Below are 24,013 nucleotides of genomic sequence, written 5' to 3' on the forward strand. Positions count from 1 at the left end.
CGTCATCCTTTTCTGGTTGCTTACAGGTTTTTGTACAGCCATTTCGGCATGTAGTACTTGCGACGGTTGAACACGCTGCCGACCATTTTTGCGCCGGCCTGAGTCAGGCGCTGGACCGCGGCTTGCGCCACTTCCCAGCGGGTGTCTTCCGCGCGAACGACCATGATCACGCCGTCCACCTGCGTGCTGATGACCAGGGTGTCGGCGGCGGAATACACCGCGTCGCCGTCGATCACCACAAAGCGATACTGGCTGCCGAGCTGATCGAGCAACGGGCTCATGCTTTCGGCGGTCAGGTGTTCATTGCCGCGGGCATAACGGCCGTTGGGCAAAATGTCGAAGGGCAGGCTGGCGACGTTCACCACACAGTCCTGCAGCATCGGTGGGCTCTGGTTGTTGAACATCAAGTCGCGAAAGCCGCGCTCCTTGGTCAACCCCAATTGTTGCGTGAGGTTGTTCGAGGACTGGCTGGCGTCGACCAGCAACACTTGGCCGCTGCTCATCTGGGCCAGTTGACTGGCCAGTGCCAGCGCGCTGGTGGTGGTGCCCGCGCCGGGGTTGGCGGCGGTCAGCAGTAGGATCCGCAGATCTTGATCCAGCACGGTCGAAGTCAGGTTGGACTCGCTCGGGTTGGCGATGCTCAGGCTTTTGTTTGATGAACCGTCCATTTAACTCGCTCCGTGGCCGCTGAATACTTTGAAGGGGGTTTTCAACAGGATCTTCAGATCAAGCAAAAGGCTCTGCTCGGCGATATAGCTGAGATCCAACTCAACGCGCTGGTCGAAGTCGATATTGCTGCGCCCGGAGATCTGCCACAGGCCGGTCATGCCGGGGTAGATGCTCAGGCGTGCAAGGTGGTTATCCTTGTAGCGGTAGGCGTTGAACGAAGTCGGCCGGGGACCCACCAGGCGCATGTCGCCGGTCACTACATTGATCAGGTTCGGCAGCTCATCGAGGCTGCTGCGCCGCAGGAAGCCACCGATGCCGGTGATGCGCGGGTCCTTGTCGATCTTGAAGTCGATGGCGTCGGCGCCGTGTTTGTTCAGGTGTCGCAGGGACTCCTTGAGCTCCTCGGCGTTGGCCACCATGGTGCGGAATTTGTACATGCCGAATGCGCGACCGCGGTAGCCGGTGCGTTTCTGCACGAACATCACCGGTCCCGGGCTGCTGAACTTGATCGCCAGCGCCAGGCCCAGCAGTACCGGCGAAATCAACATCAGGATCATCAACGCACCGAGGCAGGCGACCACCCGGTTGGTGCGTGACAACGTCCAGGGTCGACCGCCGTCACGGCCGGTGATCCAGCCACGCCCCTGCATGTGAATCGCCGCATCCATGCGAATCCGGTGCTCGGGATCGAGGCGTTTGTCCCGGCGCAATTGATTGAGGGGCACACCTTTTTCATGTCCAGTCATAGAGTCCTCCGCTGAAGTTCAGCCGCGAGCGGCGCGTGGGCGATAGGCAGTTGGTAGTAATCGCGGAACCAGGCGATGAAACGCCCGAGTCCTTCATCCAGCTCGATACAAGGCTGAAATCCGGTAGCCCGCGCCAGGTCACTGGCGTCGGCGCAGGTGTTGAGGACGTCGCCCGGCTGCAGCGGCAGCAACTCGACGATGGCCTGTTGTCCAAGGTGTTTTTCCAGCAGCGCCAGGTAGTCCTTGAGTTCCACCGGGTGCTGGCCGCCAATGTTGTAGATGCGCCACGGCGCCATGCTGCTGGCCGGGTCCGGTTGCTCGCGGTCCCATTCGGCGTTGGCTTGTGGTGGGCGCTCGATCAGGCGGGCGATGCTTTCGATGATGTCGTCGATGTAGGTGAAGTCGCGCTGATGCTGGCCGTAGTTGAACAGCTTCAGCGGATGGCCTTCGGCGATGGCGCGGGCAAACTGGATCGGCGACATGTCGGGCCGGCCCCAAGGCCCGTACACCGTAAAAAACCGCAGGCCGGTGCAGGCAATGCCAAACAGGTGGCTGTAGCTGTGGGCCATCAGTTCATTGGCTTTCTTGGTCGCGGCATACAGCGACAGCGGGTGATTGACGCCGTCCTGCACCGAATACGGCGTGTGCTGGTTGGCGCCGTACACCGAACTGGACGAGGCATAGATCAGGTGTTGAACCGGGTGCCGACGGCAGCTTTCGAGAATGTTGAGGAAACCACTCAAGTTGCTGTCGAGGTAGGCCCGGGGATTCTCCAGTGAGTAACGCACCCCGGCCTGGGCGGCGAGGTGGATCACAACTTCGGGTTTTTCACGGGCAAACAGGGCTTCGATGGCCGACGTATCGGCCAGGTCAACCGTTGAGAGCTGGAAAGGGCCGACCTGCTCCTGCACCCAATCCACGCGATCGCGCTTGAGTTGCGGGTCGTAGTAATCGTTGAAATTATCGAGGCCGAACACCTGGTGCCCGTCGCGCAGCAGCCGCAACACACAATGGGCACCAATAAAACCGGCCGCTCCGGTGACGAGTATCTTCATGGGCGCGGCGCCTCGGGTGCAATGTGTCGCAGACCGATACCGCTGTAGTGCAAGCCGGCCGCAGCGACCTGCTCCGGGTTATAAAGGTTGCGACCGTCGACGATCACCCGTGAACGCAACTTGTCCGCCAGCAGGTCGAAGTCGACCACGCGGAAGTTCTTCCACTCGGTGCAGATCACCAATGCATCGGCATCTTCCAGGGTGTCGTCGCGGGTGGCGCACAAATGCAGGTCTTTGCGATAACCGTAGATGCGCCGGCATTCGGACATGGCTTCCGGGTCATAGGCCTGCACCGTCGCGCCTTCGGCCCACAGGGCTTCCATCAGGTAACGGCTGGGGGCTTCGCGCATGTCATCGGTGTTGGGTTTGAACGCCAGGCCCCAGATCGCGATGGATTTACCGGCCAGTCCATTCGGGAACTGTGCCTTGAGCTTGCCGAAGAGAATGTGGCGTTGGGTGTCGTTGACGTCGGTGACGCTGCGCAACAGACGCAGCGGCATGCCGTTTTGTTCGGCAGTGTGCAGCAGGGCGCGCAGGTCCTTGGGGAAGCACGAGCCACCGAAGCCGCAGCCTGGGTAGATAAAGTGGTAACCGATGCGCGGGTCGGAACCGATGCCCCGGCGCACTGCTTCGATGTCAGCCCCCAGCAGTTCGGTGAGGTTGGCCAGTTCGTTCATGAAACTGATGCGCGTGGCGAGCATGGCGTTGGCGGCGTACTTGGTCAGCTCGGCGCTGCGGTTGTCCATGAACATGAGCTTTTCATGGTTGCGGCAGAACGGCGCGTACAGCTCGCTCATCTGGCTGCGGGCTTCATCGTCAAGCGTGCCGACGATGATCCGGTCCGGGCGCATGCAATCGGCGAGGGCGCTGCCTTCCTTGAGGAACTCCGGGTTGGACACCACCCGTACATTCAGCGCGCTCTTGCCACGGCGCTTGAGTTCTTCGTTGGCGGTGGCGGCCACCTGGTCCGCGGTACCGACCGGCACGGTGGACTTGATGATGAAGGTGCGATCAGCCTCCATATGGTTGGCGATCTGGCGAGCGACGCTCAGCACATGGCTGAGGTCGGCGGAACCGTCTTCATCGGCGGGCGTACCCACGGCGATAAAAATCAGCTCGGCGTGTTCGACCGCATCGCTGGCCTGGGTGGTGAACAGCAGCCGACCGGCCTTGATGTTCTCTTCCAGCGTGCTGGAAAGCCCTGGTTCGCTGATCGGCGGCACCGCTTGTTGCAGTTGTTTTATTTTGTTTGGATCAATGTCGACACATAAGACGCGATGTCCGACATCGGCCAGTGCCGCTGCTTGTATCAGGCCAACATAGCCCGTACCAAATACGCTCACGTCCATATTGGCGTGCCTCGTAAGACGGTTGAGATAACGAAAATAAGACTGTCAAAAGGGGTATAGCCCAGCGGTAGGAAAGCGTGTCAGCAAAATGACATTCTCTTGTGGTAGCCGAAGTCCATTTTTGGGGGCTAAATGCCATCAAGTGCTTGTCGGTGCTGGATTTGTCGCGGTTTTAAAGGGTTTTTAACGCATTGAAGAAAACGATGGACGGTCTAGTGCCTTGAAACACTGGGGAAATTTCCCCACATGTGTGTCAGATTTGAGTCAACGTTTTTTTGACGCTTTGTGTAAAAGTCCGACAATTCTTGCGCTTTGATGGCCCGGTGCTAGTGTCAAAAAATGGCCGACAATCTATTGGCCAATCGCCCTTCATGAGTACCTAAAGAGAATGATTCGATATCTCAAAGAAGTACTGTTAGTTCTCTATTTAGTTAAGAACTACGACTATTACCTCGAACGTTTAAGTGCGATGGGCATCGGTTTTCCGGTGCTTCTTTTCGGTGGCATGTTCATCGCACTGACGGTGGCGCTGTTTATGACGGCGTACATCCGGCAGACGCTGGTCCGTCATCTGTTCGCCTTGGTGATGTTTGTGTCGGCGGTGTTTTTCGACGTCTATACGCGGGTCACGGCTGATTACCTGACCTACAGCAGCTTCGTGTCGCTGGTGTATTCGGGCGGATTCATCCAGGAAGCGATCTACCAGTACCGCGATGCGATCATCAGTGGCCTGGTCGGCGGCTTGTTGCTGTTGTTTGGCATCGGCCTCAAGCCGCGCCGGCACATGCCGCTGCCCGGTGCGTTGCTGGTGGCGGCGCCGGTGCTCGGGGTGCTGCTGCTCAGTGCGGTGTTGTTCGTGCGGGCCGGCGAGGGTGCCCGGGGCTTGCCGATCATGTACACGCCGCTGGCCTACCTGAACCTGTTTACCTATGAAGCCTTGCACAACACCGTCGGCCCGCGTGAGCCGGTGAGCCTGGCGCGCAACGACCAACCCGTGGGCCACGACATCGTGTTGATCATCGACGAGAGCATTTCCGGCAACTACCTGGACATCAACGCGCCGTTCGGTGTGCACAGCAACCTCAAGGAGCCGCGCCAGGGTGTCGATATTTTCAACTACGGCTATGCCGCCTCGATTGCCAACTGCAGCGCCGACACCAACGTCACGTTGCGCTACGGCGGCACGCGCGCCGACTACATGCGCATCAACACGACGATGCCGTCGATCTGGCAGTACGCCAGGAAGGCCGGCCTGCGCACCGTTTACATCGACGCCCAGCGTACCGGCGGCAACTTGCAGAACCTGATGAACGACGCCGAGAAAAAGGACATCGACGAGTTCGTGCAATTCGACCAGACCAGCGTGCGTGACCGCGACATGGCGGCGGCGGCCAAACTGGTTGATCTGCTCAATGACGGCAAGCCCGAATTGGTGGTGATCAACAAGGTCGGCGCGCATTTTCCGGTTCACGATAAATACCCGGACGGGTTCATGGCGTACCGTCCGACCTTGCCGCGCGGGCAGTTTGTCGAAGTGGCCGATACCGGCAAGCGAGACGGGTTTAATGGTCAACCGGATGACTGGGTGTTGTACCGCAATGCCTACAAGAACACCTTGCTGTGGAACGTCGGGGAGTTTTTCTCACGGGTGTTCGCCCAGGCTGATCTGAGCAATGCGCTGTTGATCTACACCTCGGACCACGGGCAGGACCTGCATGAACGGGGCAATCCCGGGCTCAATACCCATTGCGGCGGTGACCCGGTGGAAGAAGAGGGATTGGTGCCGCTGGTGGTGATCCAGGGCAGCGGGTTGAAAACCCAGGACTGGTCGGCGCAGTTGGCCGCGAACAAGGATCGCTCCAGCCACTACAACATCTTCCCGACGCTGTTGCAGTTGATGGGGTATGACCTGGCGGGAATCGAGGCGGTGTATGGCAAGCCGTTGAGTGTGCCGACGGCCGATGAATTCACGTTCAACTACCGCTTCAATGCGCGGCTGGGGGCGAAGCCGGAGTGGAAGCATATAGATTTGAAGAGCATTGTGACGCCTTCGCAGGCGGCGACGAGTGTGGCGGTGGGGCAGTGAGGATTTAGGTTGGTTTCACTGGCCTCTTCGCGAGCAGGCTCGCTCCCACTGGGGGGTTGTGCACACCGCAAATCCAATGTGGGAGCGAGCCTGCTCGCGAAGAGGCCCGCCCATTCACCCGTGATTTGAAGGCTGAGCCCACCGCGTCCGATACACTATCCTTGCCTCACGCTTCTTCACGGTATTGCCCATGCTTCAGGTCCAAGGCGTCTTCAAAAGCTACGCCACCCCGCAAGGCCCGCTGCCGGTGCTGCAAGGCGTCGACCTGACCCTGAAACCCGGCAGCAGCCTGGCACTGATGGGCGAGTCGGGCAGCGGCAAAAGCACCTTGCTGCACCTGATTGCCGGGCTGGACAAGGTCGACCGGGGCAGCATCCGCAGCGGTGAGCATCGGCTGGAGCAGATGAGCGAAGGGCAACTGGCCCACTGGCGCCGCACCGAAATCGGCCTGGTGTTCCAGCAGTTCAACCTGATCGGCAGTTTGCGGGTCGAGGACAACCTGGCGTTTCAGGCGCGGTTGGCGGGGCGGCATGATCCGCGCTGGCAGGCGCATCTGGTGCAACGTCTGGGGCTGATCGATGTGCTGCGACGCTATCCGGAGCAACTGTCCGGCGGCCAACAGCAGCGAGTCGCACTGGGCCGCGCGCTGGCCTCGCGGCCGAAACTGCTGCTGGCCGACGAACCCACCGGCAGCCTCGATGAAGCCACCAGCGATGAAGTGTTGAAGTTGCTTCTGGAGTTGCTCGACGACACGTCCACCACGTTATTGATGGTCACGCACAGCCCCCGGGTAGCCGCGCGGCTGGCGGAAAAAGTGGTGTTGCACGGTGGCCGCCTGGCTGGCGCGGACGAGCGCTGAGGTGCGGGTTGTTCGCGAGACGTTGCGGGCGCTGCTGAGCCATTGGCGGCAACACCCGGTGCAGTTTTTCAGCGTGTTGACCGGGCTGTGGCTCGCCACCAGTTTGCTCACCGGCGTGCAGGCGCTGAACAGTCAGGCGCGGGAAAGTTACGCGCGGGCCAGTCAGTTGATCGGCGGCGAACCGCAAGCCAGCCTCAGTGCGCCCGGCGGCGGGACGTTTTCTCAGGCGTTGTTTGTCGATTTGCGCCGTGCCGGTTGGCCGGTGTCGCCGGTGCTGCAAGGACGGGTGACGCTCAAGGGCCATGAAGAGCAGCGCTTGCAGTTGATGGGCATTGAACCGGTGTCACTGCCGGCCGGCTCATCGGTGGCAGGGCAGGCGTTGCCGATCGAGCAGATTGTCGAGTTTTTCAGTGCGCCGGGCAGCACCTGGATTTCGCCACAAACGATGCAGGCGCTGGGGTTGCAGGAAGGTGAACGTCCGCTGAGTTCGAACGGCGAGCCTCTGCCACCGCTGCACGCTCAAACCGACATGGCCCCCGGGCTGTTGCTGGTGGATATCGGCTTCGCCCAGCAGATTCTCGGTCTGCCGGATCAACTGTCGCGTCTGCTGTTGCCGAAGGATTTCAGCGCTCCGCTACCCGATGCGTTCAAGGATCAACTCCAGTTCAAGACCAGCGGCGAAGAGAACAACCTTGCGCGCCTGACCGAGAGCTTTCACCTGAACCTCGACGCCTTGGGCTTTCTGTCCTTCGTGGTCGGCCTGTTCATCGTCCACGCGGCCATCGGCCTGGCGCTGGAACAACGCCGAGGCTTGCTCAGAACCCTGCGAGCCTGTGGCGTCAGCGCACGAATGCTCATCACCTGCCTGGCGGTTGAACTCGGTGGACTGGCCCTGATCGGCGGCCTCGCTGGCGTGGTCAGCGGCTACCTGTTGGCCAGCGTGCTGTTGCCGGACGTCGCCGCCAGCCTGCGCGGTTTGTACGGTGCCGACGTGGCGGGGCAGTTGAGCCTCAGCCCGTGGTGGTGGCTCAGCGGCGTGGGATTGAGTCTGCTCGGTGCATTGCTGGCCGGTGCCAACAGCCTGTTGCGGGCGGCGCGTTTGCCGTTGCTGGCGCTGGCCGATCCACAAGCCTGGCATCAGGCCCACGCGCGCTGGTTGCGGCGCCAGGGTTGGGTGGCGGCGACGGCCGCGGTGATTGCGCTCAGCGCCTTGATCTGGGGCGACAGCCTGGCCAGCGGATTTGTGCTGATGGCGGCGCTGTTGCTCGGCGCCGCACTGGCGCTGCCGGTGTTGCTCAATGCCGTGCTCAACCTGTTTTTGCAGCGCAGCCATTCGGTGCTCGGCCAATGGTTTATCGCCGATTGCCGTCAGCAACTGCCGGCACTGAGCCTGGCCTTGATGGCGCTGTTGTTGGCATTGGCGGCAAACATCGGTGCCGGCAGCATGACCGCCGGTTTCCGCGAGACATTCAGCAACTGGCTCGAACAACGCCTGACTGCCGAGCTCTACGTCAATCCGCAAACCCCGGCGCAGTCTCGCGAGCTAAACACCTGGCTTAAACAGCAACCGCAACTCTCGGCGGTGCTGCCCAACTGGCAGGTGTCGATCCAGTTGCAGGGCTGGCCGGCGGACATTTTTGGCGTGATCGATCACCCGACCTATCGCCAGCACTGGCCACTGCTGGAGGCCTTGGGCGACAACCCGTGGGACCGACTGGCCAAGGACGACGCGCTAATGCTCAGCGAACAACTGGCCCGACGCCTGAAGGTGCGCCTCGGTGATCATCTGACGATTCCCACGCCGGGCGGCCCGTGGTCGCCGCGTATCGTCGGGATCTACGCCGATTACGGCAACCCCAAGGGCCACTTGCTGGTCAACGTCAACCATCTGCTGCACGGTTGGCCACAGCAGGCGCCCAACCGTTTTAATCTGCGCATTGAGCCGGCCTCGATCCCGGCATTTGTCACCGCGTTGCAGGCGCGTTTTGCGCTGGACGACAACCGCATTGTCGATCAGGCGCGCCTCAAGGGCTGGTCGACGCAAGTGTTCGAACGCACCTTTGCCGCCACCGCCGCGCTCAACAGCCTGACCCTGTGTGTGGCGGGCGTGGCATTGTTCATCAGCCTGCTGACCCAAAGCCAAAGCCGCCTCGGGCAGTTGGCACCGCTGTGGGCGTTGGGCGTGACGCGCCGGCAATTGATGCTGCTCAATCTCGGGCAAACCTGGCTGCTGGCGGTGTTGACGCTGGTACTGGCGCTACCGCTGGGGATCGCGCTGGCGTGGTGCCTGGATGCGGTGATCAACGTCCAGGCGTTCGGCTGGCGCTTGCCGCTGCGGGTGTTTCCGGTGCAACTGTTGCAGTTGATGGGGCTGGCGCTGTTCGCGACGTTACTGGCGTCGGCGTGGCCGTTGTATTCGCTGCATCGCACGCAACCGGCGGACCTGCTGAGGACGTTTGCTCATGAGGATTAAGGTCGGGCTGTTTTTATTGGTTTTATTGAGCGGCTGCGACAACTCAGCGCCTGTCGAAAAAGGCTTTGCCGGTCTGGGCGGCGAGGCGGCCGCGTTTACTCCGGTGGTGCCGGGTCGGGTGTTCAGCTTCCCGGCGGATCACGGGCCCCATGACGGTTTTCGCATCGAGTGGTGGTACGTCACCGCCAACCTCAAGGACGCGCAGGGCCGCGAATTCGGCGTGCAATGGACGCTGTTTCGCAGCGCCCTGAAAGCCGCGCCCGAAGTGGCCGGTTGGGCCAATCAGACGATCTGGCTGGGGCACGCGGCCGTGACCTCGGCGTCGGTGCATCACGCGGCCGAACGCTACGCCCGTGGCGGCGTCGGTCAGGCAGGCGTGAGCGTGGCACCGTTCAATGCCTGGATCGATGACTGGCGCTTCAGCAGTCAGGGGCCTGATCCTTTAGCGGATGTTCAACTCAGTGCGCGGGACAAGGCGTTCGGTTACCAGCTGCGGCTGACGTCCACGCGCCCGCTGGTGCTTCAGGGCGATAAAGGTTTCAGCCAGAAATCCGAACAGGGCCAGGCGTCGTACTACTACAGCCAGCCGTTTTTTCAGGCCAGCGGCTCGCTGGACATCGACGGCAAAACCTATCAAGTCAGCGGCCCGGCCTGGCTCGATCGCGAGTGGAGCAGCCAGCCACTGACCGCCAACCAAACCGGCTGGGACTGGTTTTCCCTGCACCTCGACAGCGGCGAACAAGTGATGCTTTACCGCATGCGCAATAAGGACGGCAAGCCTTATCTCACCGGCACCTGGATCGACGCTGATGGGCAGACTCAACAACTGCACGCCGACGACATCCGCCTTACACCGCAAGACACTGCCCAAGTCGCTGGCCGTCAGATGCCCGTGCGCTGGTCGATCAAAATTCCCGGCAAGCACCTCGATATCACCCTCAACGCCCTCAACCCCAACGCGTGGATGGATTTGCGCATTCCGTATTGGGAAGGGCCGGTGCAACTGAGCGGCAGCCATGCGGGGCAGGGCTATCTGGAAATGACCGGTTATTGAGTCGGAACTCTCGACAGATCGACGTCCTCCTACGTTAACAAGCCCCGTTCACTGGAGCCCGCGATGAGCGACGACCTCAAACCGCCAGACCTTGCGTCGTGGCAACGCCTGTTCGACGACAAGGCCTACTGGCAACAATCCCCCGACGCCCATTACGCCGAATTGCTGCGCGTGGCCGACGACTTGCTGGGGCAGGGCGCCATCGACCTCCAGCAGTGGCAAGAGCTGAAGGCCAGGGCCGAGCAATCGCACAAAGACTCGCCGGCCGTGAACGTCGCCCGGGAAGTTGACGATCCTGAAGCCTGAGGAGAATCCGCATGAAACCGATCCCTGACTCCGATCACCCCGACGAACCCCGACCACCGGGCGAAGTCGAGCGCGACAACGACGCCCTGCGCCCCACCGACCCGACCCGGCGCAAGGAAAGCGGCAAAGGCACTGACAGCGGTGAATCCACCGCGCAAGAAACTGCAAAAACTTCCTGAAGCCTGAAGAGCGTCTATGCTCATTGGCACACATCGCGCTGACGCCTGAGCCAGAGCGGTCTGCTGCCCTTTATTACCAAGGAATGTATCGCCTATGAAACTCCATGCACTGACTAAAGCCATCACCCTTGCTTCCTTGCTGTCCGCTGTCAGCCTCGGCGCCATGGCTGCCGATATCCCGCTGGCTGGCGTCGTGTTAGAGGATCAGATCACCGCCACCGTTGTCTCGGTCGACGCCGCCAGCCATCAAGTCGTGCTCAAAGGGCCGGAAGGTAAAGAGGTTTCTGTACAACTGACCGACAAGGCGAAAAACCTGGGCAACTTGAAAGCCGGCGATCTCGTCGACATCAAAGTCGTTCACGCCGAAGCGATCGTCCTCAACACCGACGTCTCCGAAGGCCTGCCGGGCTCTGTCGAACGTACCGGCGATGTTCGCGCCGCTCCAGGCTCGGAAAAACCGGGAGGTGAAGCTTACCGTCAGATCCAGGTCCAGCTGAAAATCACCCACATCGACTTGAAGAAAAATCAGGTGACCTTCGAAGGTCCGAAGGGCAACAAAAAAACGGTTGATGTCGTAAGACCGGAGGTTCAAGCCAAACTCAAAGACCTGAAAGTCGGGCAAACCGTTGTCGTCACCTACACAGACATTCTGAAAGTGCAGACTCACAAAAAAAGTTGAGTATTGACTCTATAAAATGATTGTTCTTGTATAAGTTTTTTGTACAAGAACAATCAGTTTTAATGTTCTGGTTAGTGAGTTTTGGTAGTGATTTAAATAGTATTGCAATCGACATTTTGTTAAACATTGTGATTAAAATTTCATGTTCGCTTAGCGGACATATTCGCAAACTTCTATTAAAATGCCCCCGTTCGCCCAGTGTCACGGCTCTTTACCAGTGCATGGAATGCCGAGGCCATAGCACTGGGCGGACACCTTCTTTTGAAGTGTTTGGCAATGAATATATAAAAAAACGGACGATCGTATGATCGCCCGTTTTTTTATGCGGTTTGTTTTTGTAAGTGTCGGCCAATAACGTCCAGCAAGTCGCAGCCGTCGCGCAGTGGAATTGCAATGACGCGGGCGAAGTCCTGAAGTAGCGCGTTGTCGCCGTTGAGCGAATCACCCAAGGATAGAGTTTCCACCAGTTGAGTCACGCTGCGGATTCTGTATGCCGCTGTGTCGTGCAACACATCGATCGGCGCTTCAGTATCAATCAGCAGGGAAGGGATAAGGCAGTCGATGCCGGTGATGGGCATGTATCGAGCCATGGTTGGGTCTCCTTCTCTCAAGATTGGGTGCTGTGTGGGGCTTGGGATGCGTCGCCAGGAGGGTCGAGATTGTCCAGCGCACGGTTGACCAACAATTCGCCTACTACCGCCAGTTGCTGAATTGATAGCGCCAGGTTGCGGTGTGAACCTTCGAGTTTGCAGGCGAGGTCGGTGGTGAGGACGTTGAGTGAAGCGAGGGTTTCGCAGGCGTGGCTTAGCAGGGTTTCGGTGTCGATGTCGGGGAGGATGGTGAAAACGTGGCTGATGGGGTCGGGGGTGTTTGGATCGCGGAGGCGGGCGCTGACGGTGCGTTGGGTGGCTTGGCTGAGATCGATTGGGTCGAGGGAATTGGGTGGACATTTTTTCATGGTGAAGCTCCTGTTGGGACGGAGCCGCAAAGCGGCATTTGCATGCCTTGATCGTGTTCGGTCTGTCAAAACCGGTCGCTGAGGTTGCAGCGGCTGGGGGAGGTTATCTGGGGGGAGTGGAGGGTTACAAGTTCATGGGAGTCGATAGGGGCTGAGGGAAATTTCCGAAGCGTAGATCCATCATCAAGAGTGGTGGCGGGTTTCATTTCTCTCGTTGAAAATAAATCCGTCCCCTTAGTTTTTTTGTTTCTTGTCCAGATTTTTTCATGTTGCTTTTATTGGTTTTATATTTTCAGATTTTCCAAGGCAAGGGAGATTGCTTTATGAAGCTCTTCCCAGTTTTTTGCTTTTTCGCTAAAAGCAGGGTGCTCCCAGTCGTTTGCTTTTATTAGGGAAACTCTAAATGTACCGTTTTCACTGAATTCGGGATACCAGCCTATATCAATAATTTGATCTTTAGGGAAGGTGGCTTGAAATAGATCTTCCTTCAAATCGTCAATAATCAATGATGTGTCGATAGACTGGTTGAGCTGAGACAAGTCATCAAGTGTGATTTTTCCACCATATTCAATTATTTTTTTTGTGTCCATTTAGTTTCTACGATTTGAGTGTGAAAAGTGAAAGTGAAAGTGAATAGGGGACGTATTTATTTTCTGTTGAAAATAAATACGTCCCTTTTTCTCGTTTCTTTGTTTTCATTTTTTGATTTTATTCGGGTGATTTTTTGGGTGTGCGGCTTTGCAGTGATTTTTAAATGGCCCATTTGTCTAAAGGCAGTACGTTCATGTTTTTTGAGAATGTCTCTTTCGCTTCTCCGAGTGTCATATGGTTCGGGCCGCTGTATTGTTCAGGGTCGGTTATTCCGTTGTCTTCCCATTTGCATAGATCACAAATGTCGTAGTTTGCTCTCGACGATAATGTGCGGTAACCGCAGCAAGGACAAACTTCCATTAGTTCGATGAGTCCCAGTACTTGATGCTCGCCAAATCCCATTTTTTTCATTTGGCTAGATAAATACAAATTTGTCACGCCCTTGTATTCTGAGCGCAAAGCAATCAATAACAACTCGTCATAAAGGGGATTCTGTACGTCACTTGGCGGTTCGTCGTTTGTGATAAGTAGATGTTGCATTTCTTTTGAAAGCAAGGAGAACATTTCATCGCTGTCATCAATCCCCCACCAATTCAATAGCAGTGATTCGCGCGCATCATTGTCAAGGGCGGCTAAAGCTTTTTGGATAAGTCTGTATACTGCGTCGGATCGAGCGGTTTTTTGCATGTTAAAGTCCTTTGGCTAAATCAATTGCTGACTTAAACGCATCGGCGTTTCTTCCGTCATCTCTGTAAAAAATTCTGATTTCTCGAGATTTAAGGTGGGCGACAAAAACTCTTCCAGACGTTGGGTCGTGTTTGATAATAAAGTTTCCAACTTGGGTTTCATTGAACTGTCCTGGCTCTTTTGCAAATGCTTTTGCTTGCTTCAAATAATCTGTTTGAGTTATATCGACAAACTTTTTTTGGTCAAGTGCGTGCTTTTGGTAATGGATTTGCTTGAAAAGGGGCGGATTTATTTTCTTTCGTGAAAATACACCTGTTCAATTTGCCCTTGTCTTTTTAATAATAAAACCAAAAAAGACAAATTTAATTTAAGTTACAAATTAAATTTATTCTTTTTTGCTAAGTTTCGTGTGAAAAGGGGGCGAGTTAATTTTCTCGTTAGTCATCGGTGTAAGTACGATAGCCACCGTCAAAATTAGGTGCAAGATGTTTGTTTCTAAAGTCTATATTGAATAAGTTGTGTGAGTTGGGTGCGGTATTAATTGAGTTGTTGAAGGTTTCAGTGGCGCTCATAAAGTTTTGATAGTTATCTATGTAAACGCAGTCTTCGGGGGAGAAACTTAAGGTGATTTTGTTCGGTGATATAACAGCCAGATTAAGGCTCAGGTCTGGATATGTGCTAAGTCGGCCGCCTATGTCATACACTTTATCTCCGTTAGTCAGACTCGCTCCCCACGATCGCTCAAAGTCATACTCGTCGTTTTTGATTTTTAAAGAGAGTACAGAGTCGCAGCTTTTGACTTTTTCAAAGGTGACGATCGCACGTTTTACGATAAGGAAACCTTCATCTGTAAATTTTTTTGTAAGTTCTTGAGGTGCTTGTTTATGTATTTCGTCGATTATTGAGTCATCAATTATGTTTAAAACAAAGTTTGTCAGTTGCAGGCTAAAATTTTCAAGAAGAGACTCTGTTAAAGCTATGTCTATATAGGTCGTGAGCCCTCCGGCGTTCACATAGTCAATGGCGCCAAATGCTTCTGTAACGTCAAGTTCAATATTCACTTTAGTTTGCCCTCTGTATTACTATTTTGTCGAGTGCCTTGGATTGTATCTGTTTTCCGCCAACAGTCTTGTATCCTGCTGCGGGTAGTTCTGTTCTTGATACAATTTTGAATCCTAGTAATTCTATTTTCTTAATGGCTTTTTTCAAGTAACCATTGGCGTTAGAGCTCCCTGTCATCGTTATTTTTCCATCTGGGGAAAGAACTCTGAGGATTTCCGAATTCAAAGGGTCGAAGCCGAATGGGTTGTCGATATTTATATTACTCTGGGAGCCAGTTTTAATACCCGACAAGTCAGTAGCATCCCCTGCATGCACACCAGGAACCTTTGGGTCAATGTCCAGATTGTAATACCCATCCAATGGATTTTCCCCGGCACCAATGTTCAAGGAGCCGCTAGAGTTTTCCGGCTTATCTAAAAATCTACCAGATTTCCCTGGTTTGCACCCGTCACCACCCGGGCATACGTTCAACCCTAATGGATCCACCCACCCCGTAGGGTTAGGCACGTACTGGTAGTTATTCAACCCACCCGCAAGCTTGATCGGATCCGGTGTCAGAAACCGTCCAGTCCCCGGATTGTAGTAGCGATGCCGGTTGTAGTGTAAACCCGTCTCGGCGTCGAAGTACTGACCTTGAAAACGCAACGGGTTGTCGATTTCAGCGACATCCAATTCCGCTAGGTTGCCATAGGCGCGGTATTTCGCCGACCACATGATCTCGCCGCTGTAGTCGGTGAGTTCTTGAGGTGTGCCCAGGTGGTCGAGTTGATAGTAGAACGGCGTCGCTTTCAGCGGGCCTTCGCCATCAAGCATGGCCAATGGGCGGAAGCTGCCTGGTTCGTAGATGTAAGTGCGATAGCGGTTGTCGGCGCTTTCTGCAATCAGGCGTTCGCCTTGCCACATAAACTCCGTGGTTTGACCATCGAAGGTCTTGGCGATACGACGGCCGAAGGCGTCGTACTTGTAACTAGCCATGCTGCCGCCGGGCAGGCTGGCGCCGATAAGGCGATGCTGGCAGTCGTAGCGATACTCGGTTACGAGTTTCTGCCCGGTGCCGCGGCGCTCGCGGCTCAGATTGCCGTGAGCGTCGTAGTCATAGTGACGGTCGCCCTGCATCAACAGGCGGTTACCTTTGACGTTGGCCAGGTTTGCGGCTTGCTGATCACCTTGGCCTAGCAGGTTGCCCGCCGGGTCGTGGGCGAAGCTTTCCGGGGTGGTGCCACGGACGCTGATCAGGCGGTCGAGCGGGTCGTAGTGGTAATTGAGGTTACCTTTACGGCTATCGTCGATGCCGGCAAGGTTGCCATTCGCGTTGTAGGCATAGCGGCGGCGGAACAGGTTTCGCTCTTGTTGGCTGACGGTATGCGCCTGCAATCGGCCTTGGTCGTCGTATTGATATTGGCTGAGGAGCAGGCCTTGTTGGCGTTGTTGTTCGCGGCCGGCGCTGAATTGGTGCGTCGTCAGGCGCGAACCGTTGAGGTCGACGCTGCTCAGACGGCCACCAGGTTGGTGGCGGTAGTCGAGTTTGCTGCCGTCGGGAAGGCGGCAGTGGCTCAGGTTTCCTTGTTTGTCGTATTCATAGCGCAGCGTGCCCCAACCTTGGTGTTCGGTGACGAGGCGGTTTTGCAGGTCGTACTCGTAGGCGAGGGGCCAGTTGCCGTCGTCGACGTTCACGAGGTTGCCGTGAGCGTCGTAGCTGTAGTGAATCTCTTCACCGTCAGGCAGGGTTTTTACCAGCAGGCGACCAGCCGAGTCGCGTTGGTACTCAGTGACTAGCTCGCTGCCGTCGTCGCCTAATTCAGTTTTCTTCAGCAGTTGGCCGTTAAGGTCATATTCGTAAGCAGTACGCCGACCGTCGAAGCCGGTTTCCTGCTGGATCAGGCCATTTGCGTAGTAGTCAAGGTGATACAGCTCGCCGCGTTCGTTTTCGATGTCGCTGAGCAACAGACGCGGGTTGTCGTAGCGGTAGCGCAGTTGGCTACCGTCCGGGTTGATACGACGGCTGACCAAGTGCAGGCCATCGGCATACTCATAACGGGTGATGCGACCCAACTCATCGCGTTCAGCGGTAACACGACCGTACGGATTGTAGGTAAACGCGCGAGTGGCACCGCCGGGTAGGGTAATTTGTGCCAGGCGGTTGGCAGCATCCCATTGGTATTGGGTCACGCCTCTTTCGTCCTGACGAGTGATCTGCCGACCCAGTGCGTCGTAGCGATACTTGCGCTGACCGCCGTCCGGCAGTTGTTCTTCGATCAACTCGCCCAGATTGTTCCAGCCCAGATTATGGCGACTGCCGTCGGGGTGACGGATTTGCAACAAACGGCCTTGTCTGTCGTAGCTGTACTGGGTGACGTTACCGTCAGGATCTGTTTGTTGGGTGATGTCACCTTGGATATTTCGTTGGTATCTCCAGATTGATTCGTCACGCCGGACGAGTGTTACAAAACCGTTGCTGTATTCGTATTGGGTCGGCGCGTCTTCTGGCGGAATGACTGCTTCCAGGCATCCTGCTTCGTCGTACTGAAACTCTGTGATCGCTCCCAGTGGGTCTTTCTCGGCAATCAACCGACCTTTGTCGTCGTATGCTTTGAGATGTTCGGCACCGTCCGGCTTGACTTTGCTGATCAGTCGGGCTTGATCGTCGTGGGTGTAGATTTCCTCGCTGCCGTCGGCATTGGTAACGGTGACGCTACCTTTGTCATCCCAGACGTAACGGGCGTCCATCTGCGAAAAGTTCGCCCAGTGATGGATGCAGCGTGACGATTTTCCTTCGTTTTCCCACTCCCAGAAGAAGCTGGCACCACCGGCCAGTTGTCGTTCAAGAATGACGTGCTTTTCATCGTAGGCGTATCGCTCGCTCTCACCGGCGGCATTCTTCGCTTCAACCAAGTGATGTTGTTCGTCATAGCGATAACTAACTAATGTCTGGATGGTGCTCCATGCATCTTCCAGATTGTCTGCCGGGCTGAACTGCTGGTAATCGATACCAACTATATGTTTGCGGTCGTAACGCAACAGCAAGGCACGACCGGAACCGTTATCCACACGCTTGATACGCCCATGAATGTCACGAGCGATGTGCAGGCGGTTGCCGTATTTGCCGCTGATAGCAATTAGCGTGGCGCCCTTGATGTTGTAGCGGAAGTGGTAGAACAGCGTTTGATCGCCAGCCTGGGACAGAATCAGTTCAGATGGATCGTCACCGATGTAAATCGCCGCTTTGGACAAGCTATTGGTGATGGCTGGGCGTTGTTCGCTCGGGAGGGGAAAGGTCGTTACGCGGTTTTCATGATCCGTCCAGACAACCTCGTCGCTGTTTATCACCACTCGCTGCGCGAGTGCATGGCTCCAGCCATAGCCCAAACCGCAATCGATTTCCGCAGCACTGGTGCGATAAAGTCGAGTCCATTCAAATGGAAGGAGGCCATTGAGTTGACCATCGGTGAGTGTGAGTAACTCTTCGCCGGTGACCATCGAAACCGGGCAGCCGTTTACGCAGGTTTCACGGGTGCACGCGACATTTTTGTCATCGTGGTTGGTTGATTGCTTGGAGTTGTCGTCCAAATGTTCCGAGGTATGTACTTTAGCGTGGTCCTGCCTGCCCCAACCAATCTTGACCTTGCCTTTTTCAAAGGCCCCAACCGCTGCACGGGCGGCCACCTTCTTGTATTTATCGATAGCCTCCATAAAGGCTTTCAGGATATTGAAGACGGACTTGATGAAGCCGGTTACAGCTTCAAGAATTCTTGCGCCGTAGTTCGCCAGGCGCACGCCCAAATAGGCAATACCTGAGCCTGCGACCGCATACGTCAGCACCAGGGCCAGCACGAGGTCGATGAGAATGGTTACCAGAATGCTGGAAGCCTGCTTAGAGAACTCACCCGCAACTACGCTAGGCGGTAACTCAATAAGCCAGATAGCTGCAGTTTTCAGCAGTAAAAATAAGGCCGCCTGATCACTCGCCAGCAGCATGAGCCTTTCCATGGCCGCCGGTGTTTCTTTCGCGAGTTTGATCAGGTCAGTGGCACTTTGACCCAGCTCTTCTGCATATTTTTGAGGGTCCTTCAGAATCTCGAATATGCGTTTCAAGCCATCAAACGCGCCTTTGATGGCTTCCCATGTACCAATGGCAGAGCCATTGAGCTGCGCAAGGTAAGTTGTCGATAAGGTCTGGGTGGGCCATAGCGGCCTATAGTTTCTCCACTCAGCTTCCAGCCATGTTTGCAGTTGCTGGGTCAAACCGTCGTAGGAGTCGAAAAGTGCGGTGACCTGTTCTTTTGTAACCTTGCTCTGGACGCGAACGTAATATTTTTTCCCCGGTGTCCCTTTGTAAACGCCTTTACCTTCGTCATTCAGCAAGACAGGAACGGCCTCACCACCGTCTACCGGGGTTACTTCGACAGTGATATTGCCAACCGGAACGTCATGAAGTGATACGAATTTGCTTTCGATCAATAGCAAGCGGTTTGCCGGACACTCCGCGACAGTAGACGAAAACTCGTTATCGCCGGTGCTGACTGTCGCGCTTGCACTACCGAGCTTAACGGTCCTGTTCATTCCAAATAAGGCTGGTCTGTCAAAGAACTGAGGACCTTTATCCACCCACTGGGCGAAATTGCTTTCGGTCAGTTCACGATAAAGCTTCAGACTGTCCTTGAAGGTGGCCAGTTGGTCATCAATAAAGGCAACGCGATCCATCAGCCTTGCTCCAGAATCAGGTGGTTTAACAGTGCTTCATTCAGGTTTTTCGGAGCATCGGGCCGGCGCACGAAACGCGCGATTTTCAGCTTCAGGTTGCTTTCGGGGTAAGCGGCGTAGATGTCTGGTCGTTCCGTCTCCAGCCACTGCATCAGGTTGCCGACCAGCGTTGACGGATTCTTCTTGGCCAGGCCATCCAGCAAGGCCTTGGGCACTTCCCACCAAGGCCAATCCTTCGCCTTCGGCACCACCCTCGGCCCAACCTCCAACCGCTTCCCATTAATCAGATACCGATCAAACACCGGCAGCACTTCCCCCGCCGCATCGCCGAGCCCTTCCAGAATCGGAAAAATATGCCGCCCATCCCAGAACCGAAAAAACACCTCAGTCCCATCAGGCATGCGCACTTGGGTCAGGCTGCGAAGGTGTTCGAACACCACCTCCGGCGCGCTGGTTGAAACTGCCAGCCAACCCCAGTCCTGCGCGTCCGTTTCGGCAATCCACGGTAGAAAACCCGAGTTGGGTTTCAGCTCGACGAGGTAGGGCATGACCTGTTGCCAGCCCGCATAGGGAGTTCCGCCCCAGATCGGGGTGGCCTGGGTCGTCGGTTCATTTTGATAAAGCGACTTGAGCGCATCGGCATCGCTGGCGGCGCTGACGATCAAATAAAGACGTTCATCGGCCTGCAACGGCCGTTCTGCAAGCCACGCCTGCGGAGTCAAAAGATCAGATCGCACACGCACCTGCCTTGCATTTTTCGCACTCTTCACAGAACGGCGCATTACGTTTGAGGGTGTTGACCTGAGCCGGGGTCAGCACCGCACCCGCCTTGTCAGCATCAGCCTGTTTCAACACCCCTGGCATCAACGGCGCCGCCCCGGTTCCGCTGCCCGGACTCCCGCCGGAGTTCATGTTGATCATCGGCCCACTCATGGCAACGCCGCTGGCGTCGATCTTGATGAAGCTGCCGCCACCCTTGAGCGTCAGTTCGCTTCCCGCTTCGAGCACGACTTTCATGCCGCTGCTCAGGTGGATTTCCTGGCCGGCTTCAATGAACTGCCCTGTGCCAATCTTGATGTGCTGGTTCACGCCCACGGTCAGGTGGTCGTTGGCGCGGGCTTCGACTTTGCGGTCGGCGTAGACGGTGTGGTGTTCTTCGGCCTTGAATTCGCTGTAGCTGTTTTGCTCGACGGTGTCGTGGCGTTCGTTGCCGACGCGGATTTTCTGGTCGTGTTCGACGTTTTCGTCCCAGTCGCGCTGGGCGTGCAGGAAGATTTGTTCCTGGCCCTTTTTGTCTTCGATGCGCAGTTCGTTGAAACCGCCGCCACCGGGGGAACTCAGGGTCTTGAAGGTGCTGCGGGTCTTGTTCGCCGGCAGTGGATACGGGACGACGTTTTCCTTGTGGTACAGGCAGCCGCTGATCAGCGGTTGGTCGGGGTCGCCTTCGAGGAAGGTGACGAGCACTTCCATGCCGATGCGCGGGATGGCGATGCCGCCGTAGTGGGCGCCGGCCCAGGCAGAGGAGACGCGCAGCCAGCAGCTGGTCTTGTCATCGGCCTGGCCTTCGCGGTCCCAGTGGAATTGCACTTTGACGCGACCGTATTCGTCGCAGTGGATCTCTTCACCTTTCGGGCCAGTGACCACAGCGCTTTGGCTGCCGAGGATTCGTGGCTTGGGATGATGCAGTGGCGGACGGTTCGGCACGTCCCACGGGGTGGCCTGGAAGCGGTTGCGGTAGCCCTGGTGGAAATCGTCTTTCAGGTTGGTTGTGCTGCTGGTGACCGACTCTTCCAGCACTTGCGGCTGTTTGCCTTCGTGGAGGATTTCGGTGAGCAGCCACAGGTCGTTCCATTTGGCTTTCGGGTGTTGGGTCAGGGCCAGGAAGTGGCCGCTGACCAGTCTCGGCTGATCGCTTTTGCCTTCGGCGAGCTGGAAGTCGCTGCGGTGGCGTTCGAGGGCACGTTTGGCCAGGTGCTTGCCGCGGTCGCGGTCGAGGAAGCGGCCGGGGTAGTCGTAGTCTTCGAGGTCGGGCAGGGCGTCGCCACGGTTTTCGCTTTCGAGGGTGATGCGCGGTTTTTCGAAGTCGTAGTCGCGGCGGGTGGTGCGGCTGGTGCGGGTTTCCAGGCGCAGGTCGAAGCGCTTGATCACCGGGTCGTTGGCGACCATGCCGGAGTCTTGCTGGTAGGCCACGGGGGCGAGTTTCGGGAACACCGTCTGGTCATCGCCGAACACCAGTTTGTGGGCCGTGGCGCTGTGCTGGAAGTGGTAATGGATACCTTCTTCCTCGCACAGGCGCTGGATGAACTGCAGGTCCGATTCATCGTACTGAACGCAGTAGAGGCGCTCGGGATAAATCGCTCCGACTTTGAATTCGTAGGCGTTGCTCTGGATGCCGTGCTCTTCGAGGACCTTGCCGATGATTTTCGGCACGCTGAGATTCTGGAAGATGCGCTGGTTGATGCGGTGCGCCAGGTAAGACAGTTGCGGGCGCAGGGTCACCGCGTAGCGGGTCAGGCGTTTGCCGGAATCACCCTGGGCAGCACGGTAGATCTGGCCGTGAATGCCGCTGCCGTCCGGCGAGAGCTGCAAGAAGGCCGGTTTGTGCAGCAGGGTTTCGAGGTCCAGGGACGGTTGTTCACTGACCAGTTCCACCTCAAACACGAACGGTTGGCTGATCGCCTCCCGACCTTGCAAGGACAGCACCTGCAAATCGCTGGATAGACCTTCGATGGTCAGGGCAAAGTGAGTCTGATTGGCCGGCGCGAACATCCCTTGTTCCTCGTGCAGTGCTGCGGCGTGCGCCAATGGCCGAAAAGGCCTCGGCAGACGCAAAAATTCTGGAAGGGCGAAAACAACATCGACCAGCAGAGCTGGCCGATGCTTGAGACGGTCGGCCTGATTTAGGCGACCGGCTGACGCCAGTCATCGGAACCCGAAGTACCGGATACTTCGTGGGTCCAGGTGATTTTGCGGTAGGTGAACTGCACTTCTTCCAGGTGCGTGAAGTGCGAGTTCGACGGGTCCTGGCAGTTGTGCATTTTGTTGTTGATGGCGACGATGATGGCGTCTTCCAGTTTGGTGGTGTAGTAGTGCTCTTGGGTACCTTGAGCCGAAGTGCGGTACCACTGGATAACGATTTCGCTCATGCGCTCGCCGGAAGTCAGAGCGGCTTGCAGCAGTGGCGAGGATTTGTCGTAGACCTTGGTGATAACCACTGGCTTGTGAACGCGCTGACCGGTTGGCTGACCGGATTGCGGGTCACGCGGGATGATCACGTCGTGGCTGAAAGCCTGAACCATGACCTGGTCTTCGTGGCCTTCCTGGTAGGTGTTGCCAACCGAATCGGCGGTGAATGCGCCGGCGGTGATCAGACCTTGTTTCTCGCCAGTGACGGACATGTACGCTGGTGTAGCCATGGGTGTGCTCCTTGCTAAAAAATTTAGGGTGCCCGGGAGGCGTGTATCGCCCGGTGGGTGCCTGACTGTTATCAAGGTTCGTGCCAGAAACGGTTAACGTTATATAAATCAGTGGGTTGAGCCTGTTTTATAACGAAGGAAAAGATTTTCATCCCGAAAACTTTGAGAATGTGCGCAAGAACTTGCACACCACTGCGCAACTTCTTGCGCACTCGACTGGAGGGCCTGCCAGGCCGGGCGATCAGCAGCAAGGTAGGCCCTTTTCCAAGGAAGAGTGCGCAACTTCTTGCGCATAACGGCCTTGCGCCACCCGTCAACGGCGCCTGACATCCGGTGCAACGAATGGGCCGGCTGCAGGGTCCATAAAAACAGCGCCGTCGAGCGTCCGAACAACCCTGAAACGGAGTGAGAACGACATGAAAATCCTGATGGTTTTAACGTCCCACGATCAATTGGGTGATACCGGCAAGAAAACCGGCTTCTGGCTGGAAGAATTCGCCGCTCCGTATTTCGCCTTCAAGGACGCTGGTGCTCAACTGACCCTGGCCTCGCCCAAGGGTGGCCAACCGCCGCTGGACCCGAAAAGTGACGAGCCGGATGCGCAAACCGAGGCGACAGATCGGTTTAACAAGGACCCAGCCGCTAAATCTGCATTGGCGTCTACCGCGCTGCTGAACAGCGTGCGAGCCGACGATTACGACGCGGTTTTCTATCCGGGTGGCCATGGTCCGCTGTGGGATCTGGCCGAAGACAAGCAATCCATTGCGCTTATCGAAGCGTTTATCAAGGCCGGCAAACCGGTCGCAGCGGTTTGCCATGCCCCCGGTGTGTTGCGTCACGTCAAAGGCACGGACGGCCAGCCGTTGGTCAAAGGCAAGCGCGTGACTGGGTTTACCAACTCGGAGGAAGAAGCGGTGCAACTGACAAAGGTCGTGCCGTTTCTGGTGGAAGACATGCTGAAGGAGAAGGGCGGGATTTATTCCAAGGGTGATGACTGGGCGAGTTATGTGGTTGAGGACGGGCTGCTGATCACCGGTCAGAACCCGGCGTCATCGCAGGCGGGTGCTGAAGCATTGTTGGCGAAGCTCCGATAAACCTGTAGCAGCTGGCGCAGCCTGCGTTCGGCTGCGAAGCAGTCGTAAT

At 56.8% G+C, this 24,013-nt stretch carries 22 protein-coding genes; 8 read left to right on the forward strand and 14 right to left on the reverse strand.

Going from position 1 to position 24,013, the window contains the following annotated elements:
* Nucleotides 1–20 precede the first annotated feature (20 nt).
* From BK660_RS19165 to BK660_RS19180, 4 genes are read right to left on the reverse strand one after another with little or no spacing between them, the layout of a single operon-like run.
* Nucleotides 21–668 (reverse strand): CpsD/CapB family tyrosine-protein kinase, encoded by a 648-nt coding sequence (locus BK660_RS19165; protein WP_123434574.1) that lies wholly within the window; start codon nucleotides 666–668, stop codon nucleotides 21–23.
* Nucleotides 669–1,415 carry a sugar transferase gene (locus tag BK660_RS19170; protein WP_123434575.1) on the reverse strand — a complete coding sequence of 249 codons (747 nt, stop codon included), beginning with the start codon at nucleotides 1,413–1,415 and terminating at the stop codon, nucleotides 669–671. It lies immediately after the preceding gene.
* A complete protein-coding gene (locus tag BK660_RS19175) occupies nucleotides 1,412–2,470 on the reverse strand; it encodes an NAD-dependent epimerase (protein WP_123434576.1) in 1,059 nt (352 codons plus the stop codon). The genes BK660_RS19170 and BK660_RS19175 overlap by 4 nt, the downstream gene beginning before the upstream one ends.
* A complete protein-coding gene (locus BK660_RS19180) occupies nucleotides 2,467–3,819 on the reverse strand; it encodes a UDP-glucose dehydrogenase family protein (RefSeq protein ID WP_123434577.1) in 1,353 nt (450 codons plus the stop codon). The genes BK660_RS19175 and BK660_RS19180 overlap by 4 nt, the downstream gene beginning before the upstream one ends.
* A gap of 388 nt (nucleotides 3,820–4,207) precedes the next feature.
* Here BK660_RS19180 and BK660_RS19185 point away from each other — a divergent pair, with 388 nt between their 5' ends.
* The 7 genes from BK660_RS19185 (at nucleotide 4,208) to BK660_RS19215 (ending at nucleotide 11,455) form a co-directional block, all read left to right on the forward strand.
* Nucleotides 4,208–5,905 (forward strand): sulfatase-like hydrolase/transferase, encoded by a 1,698-nt coding sequence (locus BK660_RS19185; protein ID WP_123434578.1) that lies wholly within the window; start codon nucleotides 4,208–4,210, stop codon nucleotides 5,903–5,905.
* Between the two features lie 190 nt (nucleotides 5,906–6,095).
* A complete protein-coding gene (locus BK660_RS19195; protein WP_123434580.1) occupies nucleotides 6,096–6,764 on the forward strand; it encodes an ABC transporter ATP-binding protein in 669 nt (222 codons plus the stop codon).
* Between the two features lies 1 nt (nucleotide 6,765).
* On the forward strand, nucleotides 6,766–9,237 hold the full coding sequence (locus BK660_RS19200; RefSeq protein WP_123434640.1) for an ABC transporter permease: 2,472 nt from the start codon (nucleotides 6,766–6,768) through the stop codon (nucleotides 9,235–9,237).
* The gene (locus BK660_RS19205) at nucleotides 9,227–10,291 is read left to right on the forward strand and encodes a lipocalin-like domain-containing protein (protein ID WP_123434581.1); all 1,065 of its coding nucleotides are present in this window, start codon (nucleotides 9,227–9,229) and stop codon (nucleotides 10,289–10,291) included. The genes BK660_RS19200 and BK660_RS19205 overlap by 11 nt, the downstream gene beginning before the upstream one ends.
* A gap of 63 nt (nucleotides 10,292–10,354) precedes the next feature.
* Complete coding sequence (locus BK660_RS19210) at nucleotides 10,355–10,597, forward strand: hypothetical protein (protein WP_123434582.1); 243 nt, start codon at nucleotides 10,355–10,357, stop codon at nucleotides 10,595–10,597.
* Between the two features lie 11 nt (nucleotides 10,598–10,608).
* Entirely contained in the window at nucleotides 10,609–10,776 is a 168-nt protein-coding gene (locus BK660_RS32635; RefSeq protein WP_185045113.1) for a hypothetical protein, read from the forward strand.
* A 94-nt stretch (nucleotides 10,777–10,870) separates the two neighbouring features.
* Nucleotides 10,871–11,455 (forward strand): hypothetical protein, encoded by a 585-nt coding sequence (locus BK660_RS19215; RefSeq protein ID WP_123434583.1) that lies wholly within the window; start codon nucleotides 10,871–10,873, stop codon nucleotides 11,453–11,455.
* A 320-nt stretch (nucleotides 11,456–11,775) separates the two neighbouring features.
* Here BK660_RS19215 and BK660_RS19220 read toward each other — a convergent pair whose 3' ends face one another.
* The 10 genes from BK660_RS19220 to BK660_RS19260 all read right to left on the reverse strand — a co-directional run bounded on the left by BK660_RS19220 (nucleotide 11,776) and on the right by BK660_RS19260 (nucleotide 22,870).
* The gene (locus BK660_RS19220; protein ID WP_123434584.1) at nucleotides 11,776–12,045 is read right to left on the reverse strand and encodes a hypothetical protein; all 270 of its coding nucleotides are present in this window, start codon (nucleotides 12,043–12,045) and stop codon (nucleotides 11,776–11,778) included.
* 17 nt (nucleotides 12,046–12,062) lie between these two features.
* A complete protein-coding gene (locus tag BK660_RS19225) occupies nucleotides 12,063–12,413 on the reverse strand; it encodes a DUF6124 family protein (protein ID WP_123434585.1) in 351 nt (116 codons plus the stop codon).
* Nucleotides 12,414–12,697: 284 nt separating this feature from the next.
* Nucleotides 12,698–13,003 (reverse strand): hypothetical protein, encoded by a 306-nt coding sequence (locus tag BK660_RS19230; RefSeq protein ID WP_123434586.1) that lies wholly within the window; start codon nucleotides 13,001–13,003, stop codon nucleotides 12,698–12,700.
* 160 nt (nucleotides 13,004–13,163) lie between these two features.
* On the reverse strand, nucleotides 13,164–13,691 hold the full coding sequence (locus tag BK660_RS19235; RefSeq protein WP_123434587.1) for a CPCC family cysteine-rich protein: 528 nt from the start codon (nucleotides 13,689–13,691) through the stop codon (nucleotides 13,164–13,166).
* 15 nt (nucleotides 13,692–13,706) lie between these two features.
* On the reverse strand, nucleotides 13,707–13,853 hold the full coding sequence (locus tag BK660_RS32640; RefSeq protein WP_185045115.1) for a hypothetical protein: 147 nt from the start codon (nucleotides 13,851–13,853) through the stop codon (nucleotides 13,707–13,709).
* A gap of 275 nt (nucleotides 13,854–14,128) precedes the next feature.
* Nucleotides 14,129–14,752, reverse strand: coding sequence for a hypothetical protein (locus BK660_RS19240; RefSeq protein ID WP_123434588.1), 624 nt, complete (start codon nucleotides 14,750–14,752; stop codon nucleotides 14,129–14,131).
* A 1-nt stretch (nucleotide 14,753) separates the two neighbouring features.
* Nucleotides 14,754–19,454 (reverse strand): RHS repeat protein, encoded by a 4,701-nt coding sequence (locus tag BK660_RS19245; RefSeq protein WP_259698513.1) that lies wholly within the window; start codon nucleotides 19,452–19,454, stop codon nucleotides 14,754–14,756.
* Nucleotides 19,454–20,191: a DUF4123 domain-containing protein gene (locus tag BK660_RS19250; protein WP_123434589.1), complete on the reverse strand. Its 738-nt coding sequence runs from the start codon at nucleotides 20,189–20,191 to the stop codon at nucleotides 19,454–19,456. The genes BK660_RS19245 and BK660_RS19250 overlap by 1 nt, the downstream gene beginning before the upstream one ends.
* Nucleotides 20,181–22,223, reverse strand: coding sequence for a type VI secretion system Vgr family protein (locus BK660_RS19255; RefSeq protein ID WP_123434590.1), 2,043 nt, complete (start codon nucleotides 22,221–22,223; stop codon nucleotides 20,181–20,183). Before BK660_RS19255 ends, BK660_RS19250 begins: the two co-directional genes overlap by 11 nt.
* A gap of 131 nt (nucleotides 22,224–22,354) precedes the next feature.
* The gene (locus BK660_RS19260; RefSeq protein WP_123434591.1) at nucleotides 22,355–22,870 is read right to left on the reverse strand and encodes an Hcp family type VI secretion system effector; all 516 of its coding nucleotides are present in this window, start codon (nucleotides 22,868–22,870) and stop codon (nucleotides 22,355–22,357) included.
* A 416-nt stretch (nucleotides 22,871–23,286) separates the two neighbouring features.
* Between BK660_RS19260 and BK660_RS19265 the strand changes: the two genes are divergently transcribed.
* Nucleotides 23,287–23,964, forward strand: coding sequence for a type 1 glutamine amidotransferase domain-containing protein (locus BK660_RS19265; RefSeq protein ID WP_123434592.1), 678 nt, complete (start codon nucleotides 23,287–23,289; stop codon nucleotides 23,962–23,964).
* Nucleotides 23,965–24,013: the final 49 nt, after the last annotated feature.

It is taken from the genome of Pseudomonas brassicacearum (genome assembly GCF_003732265.1).
GTDB lineage: Bacteria > Pseudomonadota > Gammaproteobacteria > Pseudomonadales > Pseudomonadaceae > Aquipseudomonas > Aquipseudomonas brassicacearum_D.